This window comes from Pseudomonas trivialis (genome assembly GCF_036864995.1).
In the GTDB taxonomy this organism is placed as follows: Bacteria; Pseudomonadota; Gammaproteobacteria; order Pseudomonadales; family Pseudomonadaceae; genus Aquipseudomonas; species Aquipseudomonas trivialis.
This window is the reverse complement of record NZ_CP142151.1, coordinates 3,540,271-3,553,358: the sequence shown is the minus strand read 5'-3', so window position 1 is coordinate 3,553,358 and position 13,088 is coordinate 3,540,271. Positions and strand designations below refer to the sequence as shown.

The 13,088-nt window shown below is 58.3% G+C and carries 17 protein-coding genes; 6 read left to right on the top strand and 11 right to left on the bottom strand.

All coding sequences use genetic code 11. The annotated features are described in order from the left end of the window. Positions 1–53: 53 nt before the first annotated feature. Positions 54–476 (bottom strand): hypothetical protein, encoded by a 423-nt coding sequence (locus VRB54_RS15470; RefSeq protein WP_338477889.1) that lies wholly within the window; start codon positions 474–476, stop codon positions 54–56. 492 nt (positions 477–968) lie between these two features. On the opposite strand from VRB54_RS15470, the gene VRB54_RS15465 reads away from it, so the two are divergent. Continuing rightward, positions 969–1,394, top strand: coding sequence for a GNAT family N-acetyltransferase (locus VRB54_RS15465; protein ID WP_338477888.1), 426 nt, complete (start codon positions 969–971; stop codon positions 1,392–1,394). 62 nt (positions 1,395–1,456) lie between these two features. Here the strand turns inward: VRB54_RS15465 and VRB54_RS15460 are convergent, their stop codons facing one another. From VRB54_RS15460 to VRB54_RS15445, 4 genes are all read right to left on the bottom strand, one after another. Further along, on the bottom strand, positions 1,457–1,702 hold the full coding sequence (locus VRB54_RS15460) for a hypothetical protein (protein WP_338477887.1): 246 nt from the start codon (positions 1,700–1,702) through the stop codon (positions 1,457–1,459). A gap of 215 nt (positions 1,703–1,917) precedes the next feature. Further along, complete coding sequence (locus tag VRB54_RS15455) at positions 1,918–3,315, bottom strand: heavy metal sensor histidine kinase (protein WP_338477886.1); 1,398 nt, start codon at positions 3,313–3,315, stop codon at positions 1,918–1,920. Further along, positions 3,312–3,983, bottom strand: coding sequence for a heavy metal response regulator transcription factor (locus VRB54_RS15450; protein ID WP_338477885.1), 672 nt, complete (start codon positions 3,981–3,983; stop codon positions 3,312–3,314). Before VRB54_RS15450 ends, VRB54_RS15455 begins: the two co-directional genes overlap by 4 nt. A 42-nt stretch (positions 3,984–4,025) precedes the next feature. Then, positions 4,026–4,286 carry a DUF2790 domain-containing protein gene (locus tag VRB54_RS15445; protein ID WP_338477884.1) on the bottom strand — a complete coding sequence of 87 codons (261 nt, stop codon included), beginning with the start codon at positions 4,284–4,286 and terminating at the stop codon, positions 4,026–4,028. Between the two features lie 197 nt (positions 4,287–4,483). Between VRB54_RS15445 and VRB54_RS15440 the strand changes: the two genes are divergently transcribed. After that, the gene (locus VRB54_RS15440) at positions 4,484–5,161 is read left to right on the top strand and encodes an HAD family hydrolase (RefSeq protein ID WP_338477883.1); all 678 of its coding nucleotides are present in this window, start codon (positions 4,484–4,486) and stop codon (positions 5,159–5,161) included. Between the two features lie 19 nt (positions 5,162–5,180). On the opposite strand, the gene VRB54_RS15435 is transcribed toward VRB54_RS15440, so the two are convergent. The 3 genes from VRB54_RS15435 to csrA all read right to left on the bottom strand — a co-directional run bounded on the left by VRB54_RS15435 (position 5,181) and on the right by csrA (position 6,210). Continuing rightward, positions 5,181–5,477, bottom strand: coding sequence for a hypothetical protein (locus VRB54_RS15435; protein WP_338477881.1), 297 nt, complete (start codon positions 5,475–5,477; stop codon positions 5,181–5,183). 84 nt (positions 5,478–5,561) lie between these two features. Beyond that, positions 5,562–5,816 carry a hypothetical protein gene (locus tag VRB54_RS15430; RefSeq protein WP_209983121.1) on the bottom strand — a complete coding sequence of 85 codons (255 nt, stop codon included), beginning with the start codon at positions 5,814–5,816 and terminating at the stop codon, positions 5,562–5,564. A gap of 199 nt (positions 5,817–6,015) precedes the next feature. Then, complete coding sequence (csrA, locus tag VRB54_RS15425) at positions 6,016–6,210, bottom strand: carbon storage regulator CsrA (protein ID WP_003192511.1); 195 nt, start codon at positions 6,208–6,210, stop codon at positions 6,016–6,018. Between the two features lie 246 nt (positions 6,211–6,456). Here csrA and VRB54_RS15420 point away from each other — a divergent pair, with 246 nt between their 5' ends. Further along, entirely contained in the window at positions 6,457–6,837 is a 381-nt protein-coding gene (locus tag VRB54_RS15420; RefSeq protein ID WP_338477880.1) for an SPOR domain-containing protein, read from the top strand. Positions 6,838–6,865: 28 nt separating this feature from the next. On the opposite strand, the gene VRB54_RS15415 is transcribed toward VRB54_RS15420, so the two are convergent. The 3 genes from VRB54_RS15415 to VRB54_RS15405 form a co-directional block, all read right to left on the bottom strand. Beyond that, positions 6,866–7,555 (bottom strand): endonuclease I family protein, encoded by a 690-nt coding sequence (locus VRB54_RS15415; protein WP_338477879.1) that lies wholly within the window; start codon positions 7,553–7,555, stop codon positions 6,866–6,868. A 4-nt stretch (positions 7,556–7,559) separates the two neighbouring features. Then, positions 7,560–7,811: a DUF1654 domain-containing protein gene (locus VRB54_RS15410; protein ID WP_338477878.1), complete on the bottom strand. Its 252-nt coding sequence runs from the start codon at positions 7,809–7,811 to the stop codon at positions 7,560–7,562. A gap of 150 nt (positions 7,812–7,961) precedes the next feature. Further along, entirely contained in the window at positions 7,962–9,050 is a 1,089-nt protein-coding gene (locus VRB54_RS15405) for an asparaginase (protein WP_338477877.1), read from the bottom strand. Positions 9,051–9,542: 492 nt separating this feature from the next. Between VRB54_RS15405 and VRB54_RS15400 the strand changes: the two genes are divergently transcribed. The 3 genes from VRB54_RS15400 to VRB54_RS15390 are packed head-to-tail and all read left to right on the top strand — an operon-like array spanning position 9,543 to position 13,086. Then, entirely contained in the window at positions 9,543–10,502 is a 960-nt protein-coding gene (locus VRB54_RS15400) for a sugar ABC transporter substrate-binding protein (RefSeq protein WP_338477876.1), read from the top strand. A 57-nt stretch (positions 10,503–10,559) separates the two neighbouring features. After that, positions 10,560–12,113: a sugar ABC transporter ATP-binding protein gene (locus VRB54_RS15395; protein ID WP_338477875.1), complete on the top strand. Its 1,554-nt coding sequence runs from the start codon at positions 10,560–10,562 to the stop codon at positions 12,111–12,113. Beyond that, positions 12,073–13,086: an ABC transporter permease gene (locus tag VRB54_RS15390; protein WP_338477874.1), complete on the top strand. Its 1,014-nt coding sequence runs from the start codon at positions 12,073–12,075 to the stop codon at positions 13,084–13,086. Before VRB54_RS15395 ends, VRB54_RS15390 begins: the two co-directional genes overlap by 41 nt. Positions 13,087–13,088 lie beyond the last annotated feature (2 nt).

Here is a 13,088-nt window from a genome sequence, read left to right as displayed (position 1 = left end):
ACAATCAGCCTCACACCAAGGCTCTGTTCGAACAGGGCCTGGCTGCCGGCCAGTCATGCGGTGGTGCTGACCAACGAGCCCGAACTGCTCTTGCCCTCACTGGTCACAGCCTGCAACAAGGCTGCGCTCACCGTCTGCAAAGCAGCTGATGTGCTTGCCACCTGCACTTGCGCCGCTGCGATCGTTACGGCCTTTGCCTCTGCGTTTTCGTTACTGGACTGCGCCTTTTGCAGCGCCTGCTGTTGCTGTAGTAGCTGCTTTTGCAACTGCTCGATTTGTTTTTTCAGTTCCTTGACCGTTTCCGACTCTTGCTTGGCCGGCGGTGCATCGCTACCGCCCACGCCGGCCGAACCTTTAGCGTCATGGTCAAGGCTGACCGTCAGGCTGCCTGGGCTGTCAGCTTTCGCGGCATCAGCTGTGTCTTTGGACGCTGGAGGAGTGGGGACTGAGGCTGGAATATTAAGATTGATCAGCATGAAAAGTACCCGGTTATGAGTTGTCCGATTAAATCGACCCGTGGTCGACTTACTTCAGCGCGACTCCTGTCCCGCCATGGGATGGTCCTGCATTAAAGTGACAGTCGTTGTGTCGCGCTTTGATGGCTGGAGAGGGATGTTGATGCTTTTAACGCGTCGACAAGGGACCGAACTGAAGGCGCAAGCTCGCGTATGGCCCCTGAACCGGGCTATGTGTCGCCAGGCCGCTTAGATTGCTGTTTAGAGGTGGCAACCCCAATCAGCAGAAAAGCGAAGCCACCGCTAGCAGGCAAATAATTTGCGCAATCAATTGGCACCGTATTTCGCCATTTGTTGTTGCCATGCTACTCATTTGTCCGGCATACATGATCGCTACCTTTTTTGGCTGAATCACCGTGAGCCCGGCGTGGGAACGCGTCGTTACTGCGCTGAGTATAGGCCTTGAAATTAAAGTCATACTAATGGTGTTTGCACTGAATGCAGGAGAGGGCAATGGAGCTGGCGATGGAGGTGTCGTTCGACGTAACGGAGCAGGAGCGTGAGGCGATTCTCAAGCCGCTGAGGGCTTACAACCTCAGTCACACAGGCAGTATGCCATTTGAAACCGTGGGCATCCTGCTGCGCGATCCCGCTACTGATGAGGTGGTGGGCGGACTCTACGGAAAAATTTCCTACGGGTGGCTGTTCATCGAGCTGCTGAGCATCCCCGATCAGATGCGCACCCAGGGCACCGGCACGCGCTTGATGTGTACTGCCGAAGACCTGGCCCAGCAGAAAGGCTGTACCGGCATCTGGCTGGACACGTTCAGCTTTCAGGCGCCCGGGTTTTATCGCAAGTTGGGTTTCACTGAGGTCGGCCAGATTGTTGATTACCCGCCGGGTCACCGGCGCCACTTTTTTCAGAAGCGCTTGCTCTGAAATGTGGCGCCGCTTCGTGCGGCGCCATACGCGTCAAATCAGCTGACTGGCCGCCGGTTGCGTCAGGTGATCAAAAGTCGGCCAAGGCCGAAGGTAATGGCGCAGGCCAGTGATGTCATCGCAAATGCGGTTGCGACGTACCATTTGATGAGATTCAGCTCGGTGGTTGCCAGGTCCGCCTTGGTTGCGAAGTGCTTTTCGATGGCGGTGGAGTGTTGCTCCATGGCGTCAGTCCTGCTCGAAACGGCGAATAGTTTTTCTTTCATCTCAGCCAGCCCTTTTTCCAGTAGGCCCATGCGTTTTTCCATGCCTGAGTCTCCGTCATGACCTCCACCGTCTCCGCCTTGAGCCGGGATGTTCAACGTATTTACTGCTGCGAATTGATACTGTTTTTTCTCCAAAGCCGGACACCTGTTTTTTGAACAATGTGAGATAGCGCTTGGGAGATCAGAATAGTGGGTGTTTGACCGGTCTGTGACCGCAAGTGTTTTGCAAAATACCACCGAGGTTTTCCGTGTCGCGCTCAGTCCTCCCGCCGAGGGAAGACCAGCTCGAAAGACGTCACTCCGGCTTCGCTGCTTACGCCGTATCGGCCGTTATGTAACTGCATGATGGTCGCTACAATCGACAGTCCGAGCCCGTTGGACTGGGCAGAGCGTTCTCGAGACTCGTCCACCCGATAGAACCGTTCGAACAAGCGTGGCAAATGCTCGGCTGGAATGGTCGTGCCCTGGTTGCTGACTTTCAGACGAACACCCTCCGTGTCGGGTATCGCCTGGATCAACAGGTCGGAGTCGGGCGCGCCATATTTGATGGCGTTGGCGCACAGGTTGGCCAGTGCTCGTCGCAGCAGCATCGGTTCGGCCCAGATCACGCCTTCGCCCATGGCCAGAATGCGCATGCCCGCATCACCGGCCAGGCCCTCGAAGTAATCGGCTATGCGCTGTACTTCATCGGCTGCGCTCAATTCCTGTCGCTGGCGCAGGGCACTGGCGGGATCGGTGCGGGCCAGGAACAGCATGTTGTCGAGCATCCGCGCCAGGCGTTCCAGCTCTTCGACATTGGATGCGAGCAGTTGCTGGTAGCTCTCGATGCTGCGGTCCTGTTGCAGGGCGACCTGGGTTTCTCCCAGCAGGTTGTTGATCGGTGTGCGCAGTTCATGGGCCATGTCGGTGGACACCTGGCCCAGTTGCACAAAGCCCTTGGCCAGGCGTTCCAGCATGGTATTGAACGACTCGATCATTGGCAGCAATTCCCTGGGCGCACCGCGACCGTCGAGGCGTTCGGCCAGGTTGCTCACGCCGATGCCATGCGCATGCCGGGCCAGACGCCGCAAGGGCAGCAGCCCACGGCGCACCAGTATGTAGCCCACCACGGCGAGGATGAGCGCCGCGATACTGGCCAGGATATAGACGCTCAACCGGTAGCTGGCGAGCACGGCGGTGCGCTCGGTCATCAGGCGCCCGCTGGTCACTTGCAGGCTGCCCAGGTCGCCGGAGTCGATGGAGGCGGCGACGGTTGAAAAGGGTACGCCATTGATTCCCGGGAGGTGTTGTACGTCACTCAGTGCGAGGATGTGGTCTTTGGGCACCGGATTGACAGGAGGCAGCTCGATGTTCGCGGGGTTTACCAGCAGCAGCGGTTTTTGCCCTGGCGCGGCAATGCTCAGCACCGATTCGCGATTGCCCAGCATATTCTGGAACAATTCCGGTTTGGTGCGGATCAGTTCCAGGGTGTTGCTGTCGTTGAGCAGGTTGCGCAGTTGATCAACCCGCGATATCAGCGCCGCGTCGTCGCGGCGCACCAGCTCCTGCTCCAGCTCGCGGTAGAGTGCCACGCCAAGGGTGGTCAACAGGGCGAAAGCGAGGAGGGCAAAGATCAATGCCAGGCGTAACGTGAGGGAGTAAGGGCGGCGGCTCATGGCTGGGTATCGAAGCGGTAGCCAATGCCACGCACGCTGTGGATCAGTTTGAGCTGGAACGGGTCGTCGATTTTCAGACGCAGGCGCCGCACGGCCACGTCGACCACATTGGTGTCGCTGTCGAAATTCATGTCCCACACCCGTGAGGCGATCAGCGAGCGCGACAGTACCTGGCCGGGGTGGGTGGCAAACAGGTGCAGCAGGGCGAACTCCTTATTGGTCAGTGTGATCCGCGTGCCGGCGCGGGTGACGCGGCGCTTGAGCACGTCTATCTGCAGATCGGCGATGTTCACCTGTTCTTCTTCGCGGCTCGGGCCTCGCCGGGTCAGAGTGCGCAGGCGTGCGACCAGTTCGGCGAACGAGAAAGGCTTGATCAGGTAGTCATCGGCGCCCAGTTCCAGCCCTTTGATGCGGTCTGCGATGTCGTCGCGGGCGGTGAGAAACAGCACGGGCGTGTCCGCTTCCCTGCGCAGGCGCCGCAGCACCTCCCAGCCATCCATTTTCGGCATCATCACATCCAGCACTATGACGTCGAACGGCGTTTCCAGCGCCTGGTGCAAGCCGTCCACACCATCGCGCGCCAGGCTCACGGAATAACCCAGCTCCTGCAAGCCGTTGAGCAGGTAATTACCGGCCTTGGGTTCGTCTTCGACGACGAGGATGTTCATGGGAGTTGCCCTGTTTCAGTAGGTGGCGCCAGTTTAGCGTGATCAATTCTCACTGGGGCAACCGATGGCTTGCACCTTGTAGTCGAGCACGTGTTCGCGGTTCTGGTTATCGAGGTAGCGCAATTGCGCAGGCACGATGCCGCACTGGCCATAAGTGTCGCTGCTCGACAGTTGCCTGGCGATATCCAGATGCACGAAGAAGCCGGTTTTATCGTGGATTACCCTTGTATCTGAGGCGGGCTCGGCAGCGAATACCGAAGCGGTGACGAGCAAAGCGGCAAGACCTGCGACAAATCGTTTCATGTTGGTTCCTCTCTCAGAAGTCGGCTGCCGGGCCTGGCAGTGAGTTCAGAGTAACCAGGCGATCCGAACAGACGGCCAACAGGACGATGACAAGTTCGTAATGAAAGGCCGCAGTGCCGATGACGTTTACAAGCGTCAGGCTGAGCCGTAGATTGCATCGGGCCGTTTACGCCTACAGCTCAAGAGGAAGCCACGCAGTGTCCATCCAAGGTTCAGCTTTACCTGCACGACCGTACCGCGCCTTTCTGTTCGATATGGATGGGACCTTGCTTAACTCCATCGCCGCCGCAGAGCGGGTATGGAGTACCTGGGCCGAACGCCACGGTCTGGATGTGGCGGCGTTCCTCAAGACGATCCATGGCGCGCGCGCGATCGATACGATCACGCGCCAGGCACTGCCCGGTGTGGATCCCGACGTGGAGGCACAATGGATAACCCAGGCTGAACTTGATGATGTCGAAGGCGTTGTGGCGATACCTGGCGCAGTTGAGTTCCTCAATGGCCTGCCGGGTGATCAATGGGCGCTGGTAACGTCCGCGCCCAGAGCGTTGGCGTTGCGGCGCCTGCGAGTCGCGGGCATTGCCCCGCCGGCTGTGCTGGTGACGGCGGAGGACGTCGCCCGAGGTAAACCGGACCCTGCTTGCTACGTATTGGGAGCGCAACGACTTGGCGTACCCGTCCAGGATTGTTTGGTTTTCGAGGACGCTACGGTCGGAATTCGAGCCGGGGAGGCAGCGGGAGCGGATGTGATGGTCGTGACCTCGACCCACCTCACGCCGATGGTGACGGCGCACGCGTGCATCGATGGCTACGAGCACATTCATGTTCAACGTGACAGTAAGGGTTTGCTGTACCTGCGGAGCCTGGCGAGCTGATACGAAAAGGTCGAGCCGGTTATCGGTCTCGGCCTTTCACGTTGTCGGAATGATCGGGTGGCGTGTGCAGCCGGCTGTTTTTCATGCCCTGACGCGAAAGCACCATTTCTCTGAGTATTTCATTGGCAAGGCGGGCAATGGCTTGCTCGCCATTATAGTGAGAGCGGACGATGCCGGTAATCGCGAAGTGGTCGGTTTCGGGACTGCTGAGCATGGCTGAAAGTGTGCCATCCGCGTGCAGCGTGCAGGTGATCCTGTAGCTGGGCAGACGGGCTGCCAGTGCGGCTTCGATTTGGGATTTGTTGAGCGTTTCCATCTGTTTCAGCACCCTTTACTGACCGTGCAAGCCCAAGCATAGGCGCTGCTGCATGGCTGTAAATACCGGCGATCAGATAGGCCTTCAACCTGCGGATTTTTGCCGCGCACGTTGAATGGCGTGCTGACACAACTTGCGTTGCACTGTCTTCTGAAGCGGTTTGAGGCAAAACACGAATAGATAAGCTCCAAGCAGCAATGCCAGATCCAGCCACGAAGGGGCATCCGCGCCAGCTACTTCGAACCTCAAGCCAAATTCCACACCCACGAAGACCAGTCCGATCAGCAGGACAATCATCCAGGAATGGAGGGCAAAGCGTTTCGTTGAGGAATACCTCATCGACAGGCTCCCGAGTTTGCTTGGGCGGTAGTGAGTAGTATCAGGAATTGGGCTTGGGATCGCGCAACAAGTTCCGGGCATCGGAACAGTTTCATCTTCGGCGAAGACGGGGGCCGGAGCATGAAAAAAGGCGCGATTGAATCGAATGGGTCTTCGCCAGCCGTGACAGTGAACGAAAAGGCTGGCTACTGAGTGCGCTTCAAGGCGTCTGGTTTTTATCCGGAGCGGTAAGGCCGGCCTGGATGCGCTGATAGATCTCTTCGCGATGCACGGCAACGTCTTTCGGAGCATTGATGCCGATTCTTACTTGCTGGCCGCTGACGCCCAGAATGGTGATCGTAATGTCATCACCGATGTTTATGCTTTCACCAACTTTGCGGGTGAGTATCAGCATGGACTTCTCCTTGATTACTTTTAAGGACACATGTTTCAGACAGGGCAGGTGTCGGATGTGTGTAGCTTACTGCTAAGCGCTTCCCTGTGACTGCCTCTTTTAGGACGCATAGAGGCGACATTAATTCCCATGGCGGCATCATACAGGTCTGCGATACATCATTCGCATTGTTTAAGCCAAGGTTTATGAAGGCCAGAATAGACAGTGGATGATAAAGTTGCCTCTTTTCCTTAAAGGAGCAGGGCAGTGCGTAAAGTAGCGATGGCAATGGCGGTGGTGGCATTGGCCGGTTGCGGTGAGGGTAAGCCTGTCGAGGCGCCCAAGGCCAGGGCTGCCGCGAGCCAGAGCCAGCCGCAGAGCGGTGCGATTGCCGCCCAGGAATGGGACCTGCGCGTAGGCCCGCCAGACCACAAGTTACAGGCGATCACCGACCTGACGGCCTGGTTGCTGGAGCATGGTTTCAGTTTTTATATCGTCAAGGTGGACGGCAAGGACGAGGTACTGCTCGGGCCGTTCGCCAGCAAGGCTGAAGCTGAAGCCAAGCAGGCATTGCTCGCGGAAAAAATGGCCCGCGCCAAGAAGACCGATACCGTGTCGGAAATCATCGAGCACAAGGCGGCGCAGTAACGCCAATTGGGCGGGTCCCCGCCCACTTTCAGCCGCAGGCTTTCAGGTTGACCGGGCCGACAAACTCATTGCCGCGCCCCATTACACAGGCAACGGTCTGGTTACGCTGGCGCTCCCAGGTTTGTACCGGATAGGTCTTGTTCCAGGCTTCATACAGCTGCCGGTCCTGTTTCGACAGGCGCAACCCGTATTGTTTACTCATATAAAAATAGGTTCGAGCAATCATGCCGCGAATCGACGGTCGTGGCATGACCTTCTTCGCCTTGAAGTCGACCTGGGTCAGGCATGAGCCGTATTGCCCGTTTTGTACTGGCAGCCAGCCAAAACTGAAGTTATTACGATCACCATTCACTTCACCGATACTCGGCACCAGGTTGTGCAGGTCCGCCTCGGCGCGCTTGAACACAGCGTCATGGCGCGTGCAATTCTTGCGCCCTCCGTTTTGCCAGCACTGGCGCTGATGCCCGATCTGCCAGGCAGGGACGATGTGTTCCCACTCGATACGCGCGGCGCGACTGGCATTTTTGCGCGGGATATAACCGCAGGCTTTCAGGTCGACACGGTTGCCGGTGTATTTGCAGCCGCAATAAAACTCGGTGGATTGCGGGGCGTAGAGTTTCCATGCGACTTTCTTGGCTTCACTGAACGTTCGGGGTGCCTGGGCGTGGGCGGTGATGGCGAATAACAGGCAGCACACAGCAATAAAACGGACACTCATTGAATCAATCTTCCTTCGGCACAACCCAGAAAATCTGCACACCGCCATCGTCCCGATAGGCGAGGGTGACGTTGTCGTTTTCCGCGATTTCCTCCAGCAAACGTGCCCATTCATCCTCAGGTTCTTCCGGCAGGCGGAAGATCAAGGCTGCCTTGGCTTTTTGCGCATTGGTCGAATTGATGATTTTTTGCACGCGAACGGCTAGTTGCTGATAGGCGTCAGGCGCTGTTGCAACGGCGGGAGAGGACTTTGCCACGGAGTATTCCTTAATAAGCTGTACGCACATACAGTATTTAACTGTAGGCAATTTCGCAACTGCTTAAAATCCGAGAGGTCCGTCTGACGGTAATTTGGGTTGGTTGGTGTAGGAGCGAGCAAGCTCGCTCCTACAGGACGGCGTCAGGAATCAGTATTCCCAGAATATCCGTTGCAGTTCCTTGCTGTCCTGGGTGCGGGTCAGCGCCACCATCGCCAGAATCCGCGCTTTCTGCGGGTTCAGGTCCAGGGCGGCAACCCAGTCGTATTTGTCGTCAGGCTGTTCGGCGTTGCGCAGCACCATGCCGCCGGCGTTGACGTGGGAGGAGCGGATGATCTGAACACCCTGCTTGCGCAGTTCCACCAGCGCGGGAACCACTTTGGACGACACCGAGCCATTGCCAGTACCGGCGTGGATGATGGCTTTGGCGCCAGCCTGGGCCAGGGCCTTGTAGGCGGTATCGCTCACGTTGCCGTAGCCGTAGGCAATTTCCACATCCGGCAAGCTCTTGATGGTCTTGATATCGAATTCCGAATCCATGGTGTGGCGCTTGGCAGGCAGGCGGAACCAGTAGGATTTGCCTTCAACCACCATGCCCAACGGGCCCCATGGGCTCTTGAACGCTTCAGTCTTGATGTTGATCATCTTGCTGACATCGCGACCCGACTGAATTTCGTCGTTCATGGTCACCAGCACACCTTTGCCGCGTGCCTCTTTGCTGCTTGCCACGGCAACGGCGTTGTACAGATTGAGCATGCCATCGGCTGACATGGCGGTGCCTGGACGCATCGAGCCGACCACCACGATAGGCTTGTCGGTTTTTTCCACCAGGTTGAGGAAGTAGGCGGTCTCTTCCAGGGTGTCGGTGCCATGGGTGATCACGATGCCGTCGACATCCTTGCTGTCGACCAGCTCCGCGAGGCGTCGGCCCAGTTGCAACAGGTTGTCGTTGTTGATGCTTTCAGACGCAATTTGCATCACTTGTTCGCCGCGAACATTGGCAATCTGACTAAGCTCAGGAACGCCGGCGATCAGTTGTTCGATGCCGACTTTGGCCGCCTGGTAGGTGGCACTGTTGGCCGCACTGGCGCCGGCGCCAGCAATTGTGCCGCCAGTGGCGAGAATCACTACGTTGGAGAGTTTGGTGTTGGTCTCGACTTCCTTTGCCTGGGCGGCAACGGGAAACAGCAGCAGGAGGGCCAAAGCGCCCGGTACAAAAGTTTTCAATGCAGATTTCATTATTTTTCTCTCTGGTTTTTGATGAGTGCTGTTGCAGGTTCATCTAGAACCCTCGGGCGTATCTGAACGCGTCGAGGTGCAGGGGAGGAGCAGGATTTGTACCAGCCTGATTCTGGCAGGCGATATAAATTAAGATTTTGATTTAAAACAACTATTTATGATTTTTTGGATTGTAAAACAGCGCGTCTGTCCGGCTTTCCGAACAATTGGGCGATAGCGCGTTCGGTTGTCCGACAATAACCGCCACCTGCTGTCAGGTGATGAGCGACGGGCAGGCAGCAGCCTGTCGTTTTAAAGAACGAGCTGGCGCAGGCGAGGTTTAAACAGCAGAGCATACGAACCGTAACGTCGCGTGTTGGAGGATTGAATGAAAGGCACTTTTCCGGCGTTGACAAATCTCGACAAGGTTCTCATAGTTCGATTAACGCAAACGTTTGCGAGATATTTCGGTGCAAGCGTTGCTTACAATAATCATAAGATCGGAGTGAACCCATGAAGCTGCCATTCGCTGCACGTCTTCTCGCTGTCGCTGTGCTTGCTGCCGCATCCGCTGCTCTGCCTCTCTCCTCTGCATTCGCCGATGACGCCGCCGCCAAACCCAAGGTCGGCCTGGTGATGAAGTCTCTCGCCAACGAATTTTTCGTGACCATGCAGGATGGTGCCAAGGCCTACCAGAAAGATCATGCCGCCGACTTTGACATGATCACCAACGGTATCAAGAACGAAACCGATACCAGCGCCCAGATCGATATCGTCAACCAGATGATCCTGGCCAAGGTCAACGCCATCGTTATCGCCCCCGCCGACTCCAAGGCGCTGGTCACCGTGCTGAAGAAAGCCTCCGATGCCGGCATCAAGATCGTCAACATCGACAACCGTCTCGACCCGGACGTACTGAAAAGCAAAAACCTGAACATTCCATTCGTAGGCCCTGACAACCGCAAAGGCGCCAAGCTGGTGGGTGATTACCTGGCCAAGCAACTGGCTTCGGGTGACAAGGTCGGCATTATCGAAGGCGTCCCGACCACCACCAACGCCCAGCAGCGCACCGCAGGCTTCAAGGACGCGATGGACGCTGCCGGCATGAAGATCGTTTCCACACAATCGGGCAACTGGGAAATCGACCAGGGCCAGAAAGTGGCATCGGCCATGTTGAGCGAATACCCGGACCTCAAGGCGCTGCTGGCCGGTAACGACAACATGGCCCTCGGTGCTGTGTCCGCAGTTCGTGCAGCAGGCAAGGCCGGCAAGGTGCTGGTGGTGGGCTATGACAATATCGAAGCCATCAAGCCGATGTTGCAGGACGGCCGCGTTCTCGCAACGGCTGACCAGGCCGCTGCCCAGCAAGCCGTTTTCGGTCTGCAGAACGCGCTCAAGCTGGTCAAGGGTGAAACAGTCGATGCCAAGGACGGCGTGATCGAAACCCCGGTCGAACTCGTCCTCAAGAAGTAATCCTGGCAGCACCCAACAGCGCCCGCTCGTCCTGAGCGGGCGCCTGGAGATTTTCCTATGTCACCTTCCGCCCAGGCGGCTGTCCTTTCGGTCAGCGGTATCGGCAAGACCTATGCCCAACCGGTGCTGTCCGACATCACGCTGACGCTCAATCGCGGGGAAGTGCTGGCGCTTACCGGCGAGAACGGCGCAGGCAAAAGCACCTTGTCGAAGATTATCGGCGGGCTGGTCACGCCCACCACCGGGCACATGCAGTTCAACGGCCAGGATTACCAGCCGGGCAGCCGCACCGAGGCTGAAGCCCTGGGTGTGCGCATGGTCATGCAGGAGCTCAACCTGCTGCCGACCCTGACCGTGGCCGAGAACCTGTTCCTGCATAACCTGCCCAGCCATGGTGGCTGGATCAACCGCAAGCAACTGCGTAAAGCAGCGATCGAAGCGATGGCGCAGGTTGGCCTGGACGCGATCGACCCGGACACGCTGGTCGGCAGTCTGGGCATTGGCCATCAGCAGATGGTCGAGATAGCCCGCAACCTGATCGGCGACTGCCACGTACTGATTCTCGACGAACCCACAGCGATGCTCACGGCCCGTGAAGTCGAGATGCTGTTTGAACAGATCACCCGTCTGCAGGCCCGGGGCGTGGCGATCATTTATATTTCACACCGGCTCGAAGAACTGGCCCGCGTCGCCCAGCGCATTGCGGTATTGCGTGATGGCAAGCTGGTGTGTGCCGAACCGATGGCCAATTACAACAGCGAGCAACTGGTCACCTTGATGGTCGGCCGTGAGCTGGGCGAACAGATTGACCTGGGCCCGCGCAACATCGGCGGCCCGGCCTTGACGGTCAAAGGCCTGACACGGTCGGACAAGGTTCGCGATGTGTCCTTTGAGGTACGCGCCGGCGAGATCTATGGCATTTCCGGCTTGATCGGCGCCGGCCGCACTGAACTGCTGCGCCTTATCTTCGGTGCCGACCTGGCCGACAGCGGCACCGTCGCCCTGGGTTCGCCGGCAAAGGTGGTGAGCATTCGCTCGCCGGTCGACGCAGTGGGGCACGGTATCGCCCTGATCACCGAAGACCGCAAAGGCGAGGGCCTGCTGCTGACCCAGTCGATCAGCGCGAATATCGCCCTTGGCAACATGCCGGAGATTTCCGGCGGCGGGGTGGTCAACAGCCGCGATGAAACGGCCCTGGCCAAGCGCCAGATCGACGCCATGCGCATTCGCAGTTCCAGCCCGGCACAATTGGTCTCGGAACTGTCCGGCGGCAACCAGCAGAAAGTCGTGATCGGCCGCTGGCTGGAGCGCGACTGCCAGGTGATGCTGTTCGATGAGCCCACCCGCGGTATCGATGTCGGTGCCAAGTTCGATATTTATGCCTTGCTCGGCGAATTGACCCGTCAGGGCAAAGCGCTGGTGGTGGTGTCCAGTGACCTGCGCGAGCTGATGCTGATCTGCGACCGCATCGGCGTACTGTCTGCCGGGCGCCTGATCGAGACCTTCGAGCGCGACAGCTGGACCCAGGACGAATTGCTCGCCGCCGCGTTTGCCGGCTATCAGAAACGTGATGCGCTGCTCAACGACGCAGTGCTTAGGGATACCCCATGAAAACTACAACTTCCCCGGCAAGACTGGCGGCAATTTCTACGGCCTGGGCACTTACCTCGGGCTTGCGGGCGCCTTGCTGGCGATGATCGCGCTGTTTTCGGTACTCAGCGATCACTTCCTGTCCTACGACACCTTCAGCACCCTGGCCAACCAGATCCCGGACCTGATGGTGCTGGCGGTGGGTATGACCTTCATCCTGATCATCGGCGGCATCGACCTGTCGGTGGGATCGGTGCTGGCATTGGCCGCGTCGGCAGTTAGCGTGGCCATTCTGAGCTGGGGCTGGAGCGTGTTGCCGGCCGCCGTGCTGGGCATGGGCTGTGCCGCATTGGCCGGCACTATCACCGGCTCGATCACCGTGGCCTGGCGCATTCCGTCCTTTATTGTGTCGCTCGGCGTGCTGGAAATGGCGCGCGGTGTGGCGTACCAGATGACCGGTTCGCGTACGGCCTATATCGGTGACTCGTTTGCCTGGCTGTCCAACCCGATCGCCTTCGGTATTTCGCCGTCGTTCATCATTGCCTTGCTGGTGATCATCGTCGCCCAGTTGGTGCTGACCCGCACGGTCTTTGGTCGCTACCTGATCGGCATCGGCACCAACGAAGAAGCCGTGCGCCTGGCTGGTATCAATCCCAAGCCCTATAAAATCCTGGTGTTCAGCCTGATGGGCCTGCTTGCCGGTGTGGCGGCGTTGTTCCAGATATCGCGCCTGGAAGCGGCCGACCCGAACGCTGGTTCCGGCCTGGAGCTGCAAGTGATCGCGGCGGTAGTGATCGGCGGCACCAGCCTGATGGGCGGGCGCGGTTCGGTGATCAGTACGTTTTTTGGCGTGTTGATTATTTCGGTGCTGGCCGCAGGCCTGGCGCAGATCGGTGCCACGGAACCCACCAAACGCATCATTACCGGTGCCGTGATCGTGATTGCCGTGGTCCTCGACACTTACCGCAGCCAGCGCGCCAGTCGGCGAGGCTGAAC